The organism is bacterium SCSIO 12844, assembly GCA_024397935.1.
In the GTDB taxonomy this organism is placed as follows: domain Bacteria; phylum Pseudomonadota; class Gammaproteobacteria; order Francisellales; family Francisellaceae; genus M0027.
The window spans coordinates 1,583,253-1,597,045 of the sequence record CP073743.1 but is presented as its reverse complement, the minus strand read 5'-3'; the positions used below and the strand labels follow the sequence as shown (position 1 = coordinate 1,597,045).

Genomic DNA, 13,793 nt, shown 5'->3' with positions numbered 1-13,793 from the left:
ATGGATAGTAAAATACAGTTTATTCCTCATGAAAAAGATGACATGGATTTTTTTGATGATGTTACCGATGGTTTAGATCAAAAATTATTAACTGAGCAAATTTTTATTGGACAGGTTAAAACACAAGCACCATTTATTTTAGAGTTTATTGATGAAAATTTAACACTGCATCATCAACCTACTGAACAATCTTATGCTGTTAATTTTAATCGTGGTAAAGTATTTCACCGCATTTTTTTTGATCCAACAAAAACCATGCTTGTCAAAGCAATTGAAGGTCGCTCAAAAGAAAAGTTAAATATTATTGATGCTACAGCAGGTTTTGGCAGCGATCTATTTCAGTTAGCATCACGCGGACATGACATCATAGCAATAGAGCGAAATTTAATTGTCTATCTTTTATTACGAGATGCATTATTTAGAGCTGAAGACAACCCTCAAACTCATCCAATTACCCAGCATATTACGCTACTTTATGGTGATGCAGTTGATCTTATTTCGCGCTACAGTGAACATAGTGATATTATTTATTTGGATCCTATGTTTCCGCAAAGTAAAAAGTCAGCCAAAGTACAAAAAGAAATGCAGATACTACAAACACTACATCATGATAATCATGATAATCAATGGAATAATGAACAATTATTTAATATTGCCACTCAAAGTGCTAATAAAGTCGTTGTTAAACGCCCTGCATCAGGACCTTATTTGAATGAGAAAAAACCTTCTTCAAGCCTGACTGGTAAATCGAATCGGTTTGATATTTATGCTAGGTGATGTATTGGTCTTAAAGGTTACTTAAAACCCTCTGGTTGATATGTATGGTAACTAGCAACTTTATCTTTTGGATCAACAAATAGTTGTTGTTTAGACCATTTAGCTTTCATTGGTTTTTCAAGAAAGTCTTTTTCAATATATTCTTTACATTCAGAGCCGAGTAATTTTAATAAATTTTGCCCAAACTCATAATATTTGTGTATATGAGAGTTAAACTCTAAACCTTCAATATCATACAGAGTAGAATTAAACCAACAACCTCCAGACATTGATTTAATTTTGACACCAAGGCTAGATCAAAATAATAAAGCTTTATCTTCATCTACTGAATAGTTTTTAGCAATAGTTAAATCATCCTTTTTAAGTTCAGGATATACTTTAAATAAAGCCATAAATATTATATCACTCATTATTTTTTGTTTGCTCATATATAGTTCCGTTTAAGATTCATTTTTAAAGTTGTGGTATAATGTAATATAATGCTTATTTCATTTTTTGATTGAATCCCAAAGACGTATACAAATGATAAGCTTTCCGATTGGATTTCACTACGCTTAATACAAAATTTGATATGCTATATTTTACAAAAAATGTATTTAAACACTTTTTCATAAATAATTTTCCGAGTCCATTACATTGATAGTTTTTATCAATAACAAAATTCGTGATTTCACATATATTATTTTTAATTTCGCATACTAACATACCAATTATATTTTCTTTTTTATCAATAAATTTATATACATTTATCATATCATCACTATCTAGAATAGCTTCTATTTCATCAATAGAAAAAATAAATGGAACATTAAAACCTTTTGAATGTAATAATGCTAATTGTAATAAGTCTTGCTCACATATCTGTTTAAATAAATACTGTGTATTGTTAACCACCTTATCTAGTTTAAATGGTTGCTTTTGATAGTAGGCCATATTGACTATTTCATTGACTATTTCATTCATTATATATCTCCAAAATTATGTATATTTATGAATTACCGTCTATATTCAGATACTGTTTTCTTGCAATTACCAAAAACTTAAATATCAACATTATGCCAATTAGGAATTTCTAAACCCTAGTTTTTTTAAAAATTTAATCATGATGATGGTTTCAATTATTTACTATTATTAAATGATAACGACTGTTGATCATTCAATTCAATAGCTAAATCTTTATAAGGTAACTTAGGATATGAATAACTTTGGCTTCTAGAATACTTTAATTTAGTTTTCGGTTCAAAATCATCAATATTACTATTAATAAGGTCTTCGTTTAGTGTCTCATCTTCTGATTCATATACTGATTCACAGATAACGGGCTCCTCAAAGTGTTTATAATCACCCCCTGCATCAAATATAATATTCTTATTATAATCTTCATCATTAGAAATATAATATTTAGCAATTTTATTTTGCCATTTTATAAATTCATCTTTATTTGATTGTAATTCCATAAATTTATTAAGCTTCATATATGCATCTTGAAACTCTACAAATGTTAGGTTATCCATAAGATTCGGATTAAGTTGCACTATTGGCTCTAAGCCATTATGGCTTCTTAAAGCATTATGTAATAGCATACTAAAAACTCTACAATTCCCATCTTGATAGGGATGTAATATTTCTAAAGTTCGGCAAAATCTATATATTGCTTCTTCTTTTTTATATACATCATCCTTAGAAAAGTTTATTTCTTTTTCATAATCTTCAATAATTTCAGAAATTAACTTTTCAAAATCTGGATTAAACAATTTACGTCTATATTCAAAATAATCTACTTTCTTTCTTGATTGGTTTTAAGGTATGAATTAATAATAATATCCATTTCTTTATCAATGTTACTACTTATATTTTGTATATCAGCTTGCCTTATTTTATAAATTTTTTTATTTAAGTTCTTCAAAATATCATTTATAGACAATAAGCCATCACTGGTTGTTTTTAAATTAGTGTAAAAACCCGTCATTATATTATTTTTAGCATTATAATCTGTATTATTAGTTTTATGATAATTTGTTCCACCTCTTACATACATTGCATTACGGTGAGCACTTTCTATCATTTATCCCACAAAAACTTAATAGGATATGCGATATTTATTATTTAGTTGGTTATTTGTACTCAACATTGTCATGTTTAAATTCATGAATGCGTTGGATTTGTTCTTTCAATAAATGGTCGACTTCAGTAGCTTCCTGCCTTAGGATACTATTGCTTTTAGATGAACGTAATAATATGTTGGTAACAAGCTCATAACAATCCTTTAATCCGACAAGTATATCACTATCAGAAGAAGTCATAATTCCTTTGCTTTTATCACCTTCTGTTTTATTTTCATAATACTCTATAGTTGTATTTAATTCCTTAATAACTTTGTTTATAGATAGTGTTTTCTCTGCTGATTCTTCATACATAATCACCTCTCTCATATTATCAACATAATCACCAAGAGATTTATATTCTTCCTCATTAATTAAGCCCATTTTAAAAAGCATATCTAAGAGTTCTTGTTGATCAGGATAACATACCTTGAATTCTTTCTTAGCTTGATCAGTAAGTTCACTATAGTTTTGAACATGCTCAATAATCAATTTTGTATCTACCCCCCAGTGCGATATAAATTTCCCTGCTGAGGTTTCAGGAGTAATATCCGTATATGGTTTATGATGATCATCTGTCATTTCATTAGTATAAGTTTGCACAGCTCTTTTGAAAGCTTCTTTTCCACCTGATAACTCTCTCACCAAGTATTCAGCAAGTTTGCTCCAACCATCATTTTTATCAGATGGCGGCGATAGCAATTCTTTTACTCTTTCACAAGCACTAGATACTGCATAATGTTGGGATTTTTTCTTATTTTGAGGTAGAATATAAAGTTGCCTTGAACATAATCTAATATATTGATCAGTTATATGCTGATTATAAATCTCTTTATCATTTTCAGATAATTCAGCTTCAAGTATTGCCTTCTCGAAGTCATGTTCTTGCATATGTTCAGATGCAGTTGTCATTGAAGCCAATTGTGCCACAGATAATTTAATATAATCTTTATCACTTTCATCTTTACTATTATTATGCTTTTCTATGTAAGAAACATGAGCTTCATTTAGCGAATTATGTAATTTAAGTACCATATGTAGCCTATCCATAAATGCATTCTTATTCTCAATATTTTCATTTCTTAATACTTGTAGTAATCTAGGAACTGTATGTATACCCCTTGACTGTACTTCTTTTCTTACTGTATTAGTAAACTGTTTTGCACTTAACATATTTGCAACCCCTTATTTTTTGTTTAAGTTCGATGCAAATAATAACAATATACAAGCATTAAAAAATTAGAACAAAATACTTATTTATACCAAATAAGTTCTTTAATTAACATATGACATATTTCTGATTTTTTGGGACAATACTAACTGAACCACTAAGAGTGAAATGGTTCCCATAAATTAATATACATGGTTCTTATTTATCATTTCTGAAGTGCTAGACCAAATTTCATTAGGTCTAAAGTTTCTGTCTTTCAACCATCTACTAATGCTATCATAAGATAAATCAATAGGGCTTACTTCTGAACGAAAGCCCTGACTAGCTAACACTACTTGCTTGTAAGTAAATTTTCATAGTTAGTTTATACACTACAATGAACTATAGGAGTTTACATAAATGCATAATAATAAGTCATTTCATGATTAAATTTTAAAAAAAAATAAATTATTATATTATTTTATTTAAAAATTGGTATAAAACTCCAAATTACAAACTATAAGGATCTATTATGTTTAAAATATAACACATGGCTTACAACAACTTACTTCAAGTTCTTTAAGGGTACTTTTTTATAAAACTACTTAGTAAAATGCACTACCCATTTGCAACGGATTATAGTAATTAATTTCTTTATCACAATCAAAAAATGGTTTTGGCACATGCTTTTTATCAAGATTATTTTTAATTATATTTTCTTCTATTTCTAAATTACCAATTTTGTTTAGGCCCTGTCCCTGCATTATTTTACTAAAAATAGGGCTATTTTTCTTAAATTTTTTAAACCATTTTTCATTTTGTAATTCATTATAAATTTCTTGTAAATCTTTATTTTTAATTGAGTTAAAATCTAAATCTTGCAGTTTATACATTGCTGTTTCTAATTTTTTTAATTTTATACAAAACTCATTTTGTTTATGTTTATTGACTTTTTTCCTAATTTGATTTGATAAAAAATTAATTGGATGTTTAATTTTACTGATTCTACTCATTGAGCCTGGATCAATTATTTTTTTTAGATTAATTAATTCTGTTGCTAATTTAGATTTTAATCGATCCCAGCCTAGTATTAAACTAGCTTTCTCTTTATCACCGTCTGTAAAAGTAAGATAAGCTTTTTTTTCTGACTTATTTTGAAAATACTGACCAATTTTTGGAACAATTACTTTTAAAGCAACAGTTACACCAATTGTTGTTAGAACAGCAGGCCATGTCATTGGTAATAATGATAGTGTTATACATGCTGACATCACAACTGCTGTATCAATCATTTTTGTTATACCATGATTAAGAACATGATCTTTTTGAATTTGCTGCTTTAACTTTAATTGCTTTAATTCAACAAGCTGCTTGCTAATATTATTATGTTCATCTTGAGTAATTTTACCTTCCTCTATCTTATTTTCTAAAGATTTAATTATATCTTCAGTTTGTTTTAAGTTTTTAGTAGTACTTTTATAATTAATTAATGTTTTAATACCCTCTGATATTAAATCACATCCCATGGCTAACAAAGTTAAGTAAGCACCTAACAAAGGAGATTTGCTTGCATAAGATGATATAATTGACGTAAGCCATAGACTTTGATGCAACATATCTTCCCAGTGATCTTTAAAATACTCTTCAACAGAAGCTCTACCATTATGCTTTGCATGATGACATAGCATAGTCAAATGCCTAAATACCCCAAATGCATACAGCAATCCACCATAGGAGGCAGTTGTATAATCACCCCCCATACTAACTGATTGAGGCAAGACAAGCGACAATGCTAAATTAGACAAATACAGATTAATATAAGTTGATTCATACCCTGATTGGGATAGCTCAAAATCTTTACCATAATGTGGGTCTAACTCTTTATTAACTAAACGCTTTATACATTTCCTTAATCTTTCTTTTTTTTGATCGCTTATCTCTAAATTACATTGTTCTATATTTTTTAAGAAATATTGGTATAAATTATCTTTTCCATTTATACATTCAATTAATGATTTACTATCCTTAAAATATCCACTTTCATCAATGTTAACATCACTATCCCATGTGCTAATTTTATACATTAATGAAAGAGCAGATTCTAAATGCCCCATTTTTAAGTAATAATCTAACAATCTATAAGATGCTTCTTTTGCTAAACTTTCATTAAAATTAGGAAAAGGAAAAACAGGCACTTCTGATAAAACACTAATAAAAAAATCTCTGTTTTTATCTTTAAAAGTAAAATTTGTCATTCTTATTATAACTCATGATTTATTTTTTAATGCTTTGTATAAATGATGCAACCACCTTTATATGAATTTTAAAACAAAATTAAATATAAAAATTTAGAATAAAATACCAAATTAAGGTTTATTATTGATATGGTTAAATATTAAATTCTAGCAATATTTCCCTCTAGGTTTACTAGACTTTTCTGATGTATGACCTGTTAATAAGTTCTGGTGGACACCCTTCACGCTTAGAGCTTCTATATTCTTTAGCATCTTGCTCAAGTGTTTTTCTACTTTGAGTATCACTACGAGGTTCTAAAATAACTTGAAAAAAACTATCTGTATCAGAAAGACTTTCGGCTCTTGGTTCTCCTCCTTCACATTCTCTTAACAATAATCTATCCTTCTGAAATCCACGATTTACAATTTTTGCACCATTTTCTAATAGCCAATCATTTATTTTAGAAAAGTTTTCAATAGTACTTTCTGTACAATCTATCTCCATAATAGCCTCATGACCAAGTACACAGTCAAATAACAAGCTTTGATATAATTCTTGAAACTTTTAATCTGTTCAGTCATTTTTATCAATGTTTCATCCTCCCAAATACCACCACTAATATATGCACTAATTGCAAGGTATTTCATATTTTGGAAACGTTAATCTGTTTCAGAAAGTTTAACTAGTTGATTATCAGCAAATGCCCCACGCACTGTATCTGAATAATCTTTGCTAATTCCCATAGGTTTATAATATATCCTATTGGCTCTTGAATTTGTGGATTAGATGTTTCAGAAATACCTAAAACAGGAAAAGCAGTATCAATCATACCTGAATTTTTGCCTGTTGAAATATAAAATGGTTTTCCATTAACTACAAATAATTTTCGATCACCTTCTTTAGTTTTCATTATTATATATTTCACTTTTAATCACCATTTATTAAAACTTAATTTTTATTTGTTTCATAAATCACTTTAAGTTAAAAACTATGGTCTGGTTTAGAATCAGGCTCCCCAATTAAGTATTCAGATATAATGCCGAATAGACCATTAGTTTGATTTGTTTTCTCACTTAAATGTTTGAGATTACCTTTTTGATTTTTAAGAAATAAACTTGATGGATAGTTATCTTTTGCTGAAGCAATTGCTATTTCCATCCTTCTATGAGCTATAATGCCATCTATATATTGATCTTTTAAAGCTTCAATTGTATCATTCAGATTTATTAAATCCCTATTTGGGTTAGTGCCCTCAGGTAAAATTGTAGCTCTTATTAACCAATTATCAGGTTTTAATACCACCCCAAAACTAGCTAAATTAATAAGTTTATCAACTTCCGTATCATCATAGCATCGAACTTTTAAAGAAATATTATTTTCTTGTATTATTTTTTGTATATCTGCTAAAATATGCTGCTCAATTTCTTCAATTTTTATATTTTGACCAAATGATTTTAGTTTCTGTTCTTGTTTAACTTTTTCTGAATAATTCTCAAATAGTTCTATCCACTTTTGAATTCTATTTTTCTCTCTCATTAGACAATCCTAATATTTAGTCAACAAAAGTAGAATAGTAATATAAATATATTGAGGATTACTTAATACTAAGTACCAAAAATTTGATCATTAAAATATTAATGTTTTTATTATACAGTATATAAATTACTAAAATTATAGCATGACTATAAACATGTTTAATTTATATAAAAATAATTTTTAAACTATGCTTTATACAATCTATTTAGTTTTGAAAAATGATTCTTTACTTCACCATTATAACTAGTAATTATTTCTATTGAGTTTCCTCATGGATCAACAAAATAAACAGATACGTTATTTGTAGGGTCATGATAAATAATATCATTAACATTGATTATCTCACCATTACACTTAAGAAAATTATAATCTTTTGCTAAATTAATCATAGATATAAAATCTTCTGAATTTACCCTCATTGCAATTGTTGAAGTTGAGTTCATAGAGTTTGTATCTTGTGTACTAAATAAAGCTATTATTATATTTTTTGACTCATTAATAATATCTAGTGGTGCTTTCTCATATAGGCGAGCATTTTTTTCTATAATTGGCATAATCTCAAATCCAAATCATTTATACCACTGTGCTGCTGCCCACTTATCACTCGTATATCTATGGATATGATCTATTTTTATAACGCTTAAAAATTTCATAAAATTTCCTTTAATTTATTTCCCTATAACTCTTGCTAAAAACTAAGTCCTAATAATATATTGATTAATAACAAAATAAGATTTCACTATTAATCTTCCCGTATAACTTTAGTATTGAATAAAATTATAATGTAAACATTATTAGAGAATATCAATGCTAAATACTAAATTTAATCTACTATAAATTTGGAAAATACCAACTTTAAACATATAATTATCAGTAATTAAGATAGTATAAAGATTATTAAGGTTACTCCTTTGAAAAAACATCAAATATTATCACTTTCACATCCAAAATCTAAAGAAGTTGATTTAATATTACAAGATTCAAAATTGAATACAGATAATTTTAAGCCTATCATGAAGATACTATCTATGGATGATATCTTAGATATAAGCATACTAACAATTAATAAACACTCTGAGTTTATGTATGCTGCAACAATATCAAGGAGCTATTTTTTAAAGTATTTAAATTCTAATGCTTGGCAAAACGACTTTTCAATTGATCTAACACAGCACCATCAATTTTATACGATCGACTATGGTGATAAAAATACTAAATATTACAGCCCACATATCAATCATCTTGTTACAATTACAATGGATCGATTTTTTTTAGATAGAAAAGACCGTTTCATGTTTGATATACCAAGAACCATATATAATAATTTAAATCATAATGAAAAGCTGTTTTTGTACAAAAAATTAGATTCAGCTGTTAATATTTTATATAGTTATATAAAATTTCATAATTTATTCATATCATTAGATAAAAATTTTCAAACAGAATTTTATGATATCTTAGATCTTCCTGAAAACCTTGAAGAAATTTTAAAAAAATTCAAGATCTCAAAAACCAACTTTATTTATATACTATATTTAGCAACAGGTTGTACCGCAAAGGAAATTGCACAACGAATGGAAAAATCATACAAAAGCGTACAACATCAAATCTTGGTTTTATGCAAAAAATTTAACATTCAATCTAAATCTCAATTAGAGAAAATCTCTCGTTTAATATCATTACAAATTACTTATAAAAATAATTTGATAAATTTGTGAAATTTTGTATTTTAAAACCACCTTTGAATTATTTTTATTCATAATATTCTTCCTTTGTTTTTTTAGTTATTAACTAGATATGAGGCTGCCCTCCTTTCTCTACTGCTTCATAAAATTTTTGTTCATCCATTGGATCTATAAAATAACTTGGAGGTTCTGACTTAGGTAATACCTGAGCAAATACTTCTTCTTCGTTAATATCAAAATAATCATGTTCACTAATATTAAGTTGTTCTTGACACTTTGGAGAAGTAGCTAGCATATTCTCTATTGATTCAAAGTCATATTTTTTAACAAGTATATTCAAATCTTGACCTAATCTACCATTAGATAGTATTTTAATATCATCTATTCTTAATGCATTATTAGCCCTAGTTTCAGGATCCATTTTTAAATATTGTTTAGCATGCTCTAATGCTCTAAATTTTTCTTCTGCTGTAAAGTTAAATCCTAGCCTTGTTTTAGTCTGCTTTATAGTTACAGGTGATTGTTCACTTGATAATCTCTCTAAATATCTAGATTGATGCCTCTCTATTTCAAAGATTATTTCATCTGTAATTGTTTTTTTAGCATGTAACTGTCTATGTCGAAATAAATGATCCTCACCATGTTGTAATTTTTGTTGTGTTTCACTATCTACAATACTTAATAAGTCTTCATTAGCTACATCACCATGTAAACCAAATTTAACTGAATCACCAACATTAGCCTCTGGACTGCGGCTAGGAATGTTATATGATGTAAATTTTTCACGCATCATCTGCTGTAGTGTTACTCTACAAAATGACAAATGTAAGCTATCAAACTCAAATCCATTTTCATCTAATACAGTAAGCACTTCTAAAAGACTAGTAGGGCTAGTAATAGATAAAAATGCATTAGGCGGAAAATCCTTTGAATTTTTTCCTATTCCATACATTAAAGCCATTTCAATAGCTCCTACATGGTCTCTATCTATATCAAATTGACTAAGTGAATGATCTCTAAATCTTGACAGACTATTTGTACCAGTGATTTTTTTTATTTCATTTTTAATTGATCCTTCGTATTGAATGGCACTTTCTGTATTTGGAGTTAATTTACCTTGATACACTGTTGCATATGGCTGTACCTTCTCTTTATCCATATAATTAGCTATTTCTATACCACCTAATGTTGTTTTATGAGGGCTATATATAACTATTTTTTTATTGGCTATATCAATTTCATTAGATTTTGCAGCTCCATGCGCGGATATAAATAATTGACTGTTTACTCCATTGGTTAATTCAGGGTTTGTAAGAATTAAATCAAATTTAGGATATCTATATCCAATCAAAAGATTACTATCATCTTTAAAAACTTCTTTAGCACCTTTTCTTTCTTTATTACTAACTTCTTTCCTTATAAGTAGCTTTATCATATCTATTAACTTCATTTTAGCTCACCTTTTATTATTCTAAAAAGAAATAACTCATTATATATTTTTCCAAAAAAACAAAAATTAGAACAAAGTACTGATTATGTATAAAATAAGCAAAACTAACTGTATATATTACCTATCTCATTTCTATAAGTTCCAGATTTATTATTTGATGTAATCCAAGGGCAACGACTATCATCTTTTAGACCTTCCTGGCAAATAAATAGAATATTCCTACCGTACTGTTTATAAGTAACATTTTCATGATTACAATTAGCTGATTTATACCTTCCATCTTTGTCACTTTTTACTTCACATACTGTATTAACTGAAGAAAAATAAACTTTCTGGTCTAAGCCATAAGGATCTTCTTTTTCTTTATAAATTTCTCCTAAACCAAATGACTTAATTGTAAACTGATATTTTGGTTCATATTCATTAACTACTATATGATAGTTACAACCACCATCAATTAAAATACCATTTGTAGAAGTGCTCGTACAATGATCAGACCAACCCCAAGTCATATTTGAGCTTAGTGTTATTGTTCTATCCATATAAGGATCACTCACTTTTAAATTGATATGATGATCTTCATGAATAGCTCCACCATCATCATAACAATTCCAACCACTGTCCTTATCTTCAGTTGTAAATGACCAACTTTTGCCAGGATCTATTTCATGGTGACCTTGAAGATCATCATCATACCAACATGAACTACCTGCATCATCAACTGCAATTGAAAATTTAGTATTATTTACTATAGTGCCATACATTTTTGTTGCAGCATAAATAGGTATACTGCTAATAATAAATATAGATAGTATCATTTTTAATTTTATTAAATTTATAAGCATAATATATCACCACTTTGTTATATGAAATAATTAGAAATTAAACCAAGACAGATTTACTTTATTTTTTAAAATATTTGCCTCATCATATCGTTCATTACTATTTAACTTATCAATTATATAATTAAATAAATCATCAATAATTCTTCGAAGATGTGTTGTCGTAGTAATATTTCCATAACCTTTATATTTTGGAATTAATGGAAAATCTCCTGGCATATCAGAGAGCTTTTTAAATCCTAAAAACATGCTCCAACGAATGAGTGCATTCATCGCTTTATCATTTAAAGAAATATTTCTATCTTTATTAGTTTTTATTTGCCATCTATTTAAATTATCTTGGTAAATATGTTTTATTTGGGGCATAAAACTATTTTTTGTAATCAATTCAGATGGCAACAACTGTGTATAACAAAGTAAACTAACTACAAAAAATGTACGCTCATAAATATCAGGCTTATCTTCAGCCATTTCTTCAGCATTTTTTAATAAAAGATTAATTTGCGATTTATTAAACTTATTAACCTTGCTGTTAATATTCATTTTTTTATAAGGTTTAATCACCTGCCGTAAAGCTTGCATTGGATTATTATCAATAAATTTATTATTTAATAAATAATTAAAAAATGAACTTAATATCATCAAGATTTCATTAATGGAGCTATTTTCTAGATGAGAATTACCAGCATATTTATGATTGGAGGATTTAATTTCTTTATCCGAATTTATATATGGCCTCCATTGAGGGTTTGGTATTCTATAATCTTCTTTTACTATAAACCTTCTAACTTTATGACTTCCTATCCACAATTTAGAAGGTGATTCACAAAATTTAAGGTATTCCCTAAGATCATTAATATTTAACATAGAAAGTGATTTATTTGCTATTAACCAACTCCAATGCAATAGACGCTCAACTTCTCTACGATATGAATTAAATGTACCAACTTTATCTGAATGCTGTTTTAAAAACAGTTTTGAATAATAATAATCATCATGATTCTTGATCTTGATTAAATTATCATATGCCATACTATTCTTTTCAAAAAGATATTCTTTAGTGTCAAATAGTGGCGATGGAATATTACTATCTATACATAAATTCATTTACATACCTTAGTTAATTTATTATTTTTATTTAGGTATGATTATAAAATGTTATTTTTAAAAAAAATTGGAACTAAATACTAATTACTACAATAGTTCTGAGTTACTATCTATTAGTTTTATCTTGAAACTGATAATCTTCTTCTTTCGTTATAATTTGTTCATATACCAGTGTTGGAAAATATAACTTATTTGATTTTATATGATGAATTTCAACTCTCTCAAAATTTTTATTTTCTTTATCATATTTATTTTGCCAGTCTATATCATTTTTCTTACTAAGAATGCTTTCTGAAACTAATTGAGAAAATTTTGGAAGCGCATACTGTCCGTATATTTCAGATAAGTCTGACTTTAGATTATCTAATTCAAATAATCCTTTATTTGCATCAAAATACATTATATTTTTGGCTTCAGCAATATGAAATGTTAATACATGTCCAGGTTTATCTTCTTTCAGTAACTTTACCTGATATACACCAAATTCATTCTGTTGATACTTTGTATATATTTCCTTAAGTGTATCTTCTAAAAATTTGAATTCATTTATCCCTACTTTTCTAAGATTATAAATAGGAAACATCTCCTTATCAATTTCTTCTAATGGTTTGCCCATTTTCATAATATGCTGATTTTGAATTAAATTAGCTATATCAGATCTAACTGGAATTTTCTCTTTATTGTCAAAAATATTTTTAATATAAGCTATAGATGCACCATAACATCGACCTTTAATATTTAATTGATTTGATACTTGAACATCATTATTAAATGAATAAACTTCACGCATAATTAAATTACCTAGTCATTTAAAACATAAAATAATTAAAACATATTATTATTGAACTATAATGAGTACTTTGTACTAAATAACTGCGACTATTTATCATTCATTGTATAAGGAACATC

General features: G+C 27.3%; 16 protein-coding genes. 2 read left to right on the top strand and 14 right to left on the bottom strand.

Annotation, left to right across the window (positions count from 1 at the left end; genetic code table 11):
* Positions 1 to 777, top strand: a complete 777-nt coding sequence (locus tag KFE69_07550; GenBank protein ID UTW41370.1) for a class I SAM-dependent methyltransferase — start codon at positions 1 to 3, stop codon at positions 775 to 777.
* 17 nt (positions 778 to 794) lie between these two features.
* Here the strand turns inward: KFE69_07550 and KFE69_07545 are convergent, their stop codons facing one another.
* The 10 genes from KFE69_07545 to KFE69_07500 form a co-directional block, all read right to left on the bottom strand.
* Complete coding sequence (locus tag KFE69_07545) at positions 795 to 1,046, bottom strand: hypothetical protein (protein ID UTW41369.1); 252 nt, start codon at positions 1,044 to 1,046, stop codon at positions 795 to 797.
* Positions 1,047 to 1,260: 214 nt separating this feature from the next.
* A complete protein-coding gene (locus KFE69_07540) occupies positions 1,261 to 1,740 on the bottom strand; it encodes a GNAT family N-acetyltransferase (protein UTW41368.1) in 480 nt (159 codons plus the stop codon).
* Between the two features lie 155 nt (positions 1,741 to 1,895).
* Positions 1,896 to 2,531: a hypothetical protein gene (locus KFE69_07535; GenBank protein ID UTW41367.1), complete on the bottom strand. Its 636-nt coding sequence runs from the start codon at positions 2,529 to 2,531 to the stop codon at positions 1,896 to 1,898.
* Between the two features lie 23 nt (positions 2,532 to 2,554).
* Positions 2,555 to 2,842, bottom strand: a complete 288-nt coding sequence (locus KFE69_07530) for a hypothetical protein (GenBank protein ID UTW41366.1) — start codon at positions 2,840 to 2,842, stop codon at positions 2,555 to 2,557.
* 49 nt (positions 2,843 to 2,891) lie between these two features.
* A complete protein-coding gene (locus tag KFE69_07525; protein UTW41365.1) occupies positions 2,892 to 4,052 on the bottom strand; it encodes a hypothetical protein in 1,161 nt (386 codons plus the stop codon).
* A 582-nt stretch (positions 4,053 to 4,634) separates the two neighbouring features.
* Positions 4,635 to 6,284: a hypothetical protein gene (locus KFE69_07520; protein ID UTW43929.1), complete on the bottom strand. Its 1,650-nt coding sequence runs from the start codon at positions 6,282 to 6,284 to the stop codon at positions 4,635 to 4,637.
* Positions 6,285 to 6,456: 172 nt separating this feature from the next.
* Complete coding sequence (locus KFE69_07515; protein UTW43928.1) at positions 6,457 to 6,768, bottom strand: hypothetical protein; 312 nt, start codon at positions 6,766 to 6,768, stop codon at positions 6,457 to 6,459.
* A gap of 178 nt (positions 6,769 to 6,946) precedes the next feature.
* On the bottom strand, positions 6,947 to 7,174 hold the full coding sequence (locus KFE69_07510) for a hypothetical protein (GenBank protein UTW43927.1): 228 nt from the start codon (positions 7,172 to 7,174) through the stop codon (positions 6,947 to 6,949).
* A 71-nt stretch (positions 7,175 to 7,245) separates the two neighbouring features.
* A complete protein-coding gene (locus tag KFE69_07505) occupies positions 7,246 to 7,800 on the bottom strand; it encodes a hypothetical protein (GenBank protein ID UTW43926.1) in 555 nt (184 codons plus the stop codon).
* Between the two features lie 269 nt (positions 7,801 to 8,069).
* Complete coding sequence (locus KFE69_07500; protein ID UTW43925.1) at positions 8,070 to 8,354, bottom strand: hypothetical protein; 285 nt, start codon at positions 8,352 to 8,354, stop codon at positions 8,070 to 8,072.
* A gap of 357 nt (positions 8,355 to 8,711) precedes the next feature.
* Here KFE69_07500 and KFE69_07495 point away from each other — a divergent pair, with 357 nt between their 5' ends.
* Complete coding sequence (locus KFE69_07495) at positions 8,712 to 9,518, top strand: response regulator transcription factor (protein ID UTW43924.1); 807 nt, start codon at positions 8,712 to 8,714, stop codon at positions 9,516 to 9,518.
* Between the two features lie 73 nt (positions 9,519 to 9,591).
* Here KFE69_07495 and KFE69_07490 read toward each other — a convergent pair whose 3' ends face one another.
* From KFE69_07490 to KFE69_07475, 4 genes are all read right to left on the bottom strand, one after another.
* Positions 9,592 to 10,935, bottom strand: coding sequence for a hypothetical protein (locus tag KFE69_07490; protein ID UTW43923.1), 1,344 nt, complete (start codon positions 10,933 to 10,935; stop codon positions 9,592 to 9,594).
* Between the two features lie 104 nt (positions 10,936 to 11,039).
* Entirely contained in the window at positions 11,040 to 11,780 is a 741-nt protein-coding gene (locus KFE69_07485; GenBank protein UTW43922.1) for a hypothetical protein, read from the bottom strand.
* Positions 11,781 to 11,810: 30 nt separating this feature from the next.
* Positions 11,811 to 12,884, bottom strand: coding sequence for a hypothetical protein (locus tag KFE69_07480; protein ID UTW43921.1), 1,074 nt, complete (start codon positions 12,882 to 12,884; stop codon positions 11,811 to 11,813).
* Positions 12,885 to 12,990: 106 nt separating this feature from the next.
* Positions 12,991 to 13,674: a hypothetical protein gene (locus tag KFE69_07475; protein UTW43920.1), complete on the bottom strand. Its 684-nt coding sequence runs from the start codon at positions 13,672 to 13,674 to the stop codon at positions 12,991 to 12,993.
* Positions 13,675 to 13,793 lie beyond the last annotated feature (119 nt).

What these genes read in the sequence shown, in the direction of transcription:
- KFE69_07520 (UTW43929.1), bottom strand. Translation starts at nt 6,284, where the DNA reads ATGACAAATTTTACTTTTAAAGATAAAAACAGAGATTTTTTTATTAGT.
- KFE69_07510 (UTW43927.1), bottom strand. Translation starts at nt 7,174, where the DNA reads ATGAAAACTAAAGAAGGTGATCGAAAATTATTTGTAGTTAATGGAAAA.
- KFE69_07540 (UTW41368.1), bottom strand. Translation starts at nt 1,740, where the DNA reads ATGAATGAAATAGTCAATGAAATAGTCAATATGGCCTACTATCAAAAG.
- KFE69_07515 (UTW43928.1), bottom strand. Translation starts at nt 6,768, where the DNA reads ATGGAGATAGATTGTACAGAAAGTACTATTGAAAACTTTTCTAAAATA.
- KFE69_07475 (UTW43920.1), bottom strand. Translation starts at nt 13,674, where the DNA reads ATGCGTGAAGTTTATTCATTTAATAATGATGTTCAAGTATCAAATCAA.
- KFE69_07550 (UTW41370.1), top strand. Translation starts at nt 1, where the DNA reads ATGGATAGTAAAATACAGTTTATTCCTCATGAAAAAGATGACATGGAT.
- KFE69_07530 (UTW41366.1), bottom strand. Translation starts at nt 2,842, where the DNA reads ATGATAGAAAGTGCTCACCGTAATGCAATGTATGTAAGAGGTGGAACA.
- KFE69_07480 (UTW43921.1), bottom strand. Translation starts at nt 12,884, where the DNA reads ATGAATTTATGTATAGATAGTAATATTCCATCGCCACTATTTGACACT.
- KFE69_07485 (UTW43922.1), bottom strand. Translation starts at nt 11,780, where the DNA reads ATGCTTATAAATTTAATAAAATTAAAAATGATACTATCTATATTTATT.
- KFE69_07525 (UTW41365.1), bottom strand. Translation starts at nt 4,052, where the DNA reads ATGTTAAGTGCAAAACAGTTTACTAATACAGTAAGAAAAGAAGTACAG.
- KFE69_07505 (UTW43926.1), bottom strand. Translation starts at nt 7,800, where the DNA reads ATGAGAGAGAAAAATAGAATTCAAAAGTGGATAGAACTATTTGAGAAT.
- KFE69_07545 (UTW41369.1), bottom strand. Translation starts at nt 1,046, where the DNA reads ATGTCTGGAGGTTGTTGGTTTAATTCTACTCTGTATGATATTGAAGGT.
- KFE69_07490 (UTW43923.1), bottom strand. Translation starts at nt 10,935, where the DNA reads ATGAAGTTAATAGATATGATAAAGCTACTTATAAGGAAAGAAGTTAGT.
- KFE69_07500 (UTW43925.1), bottom strand. Translation starts at nt 8,354, where the DNA reads ATGCCAATTATAGAAAAAAATGCTCGCCTATATGAGAAAGCACCACTA.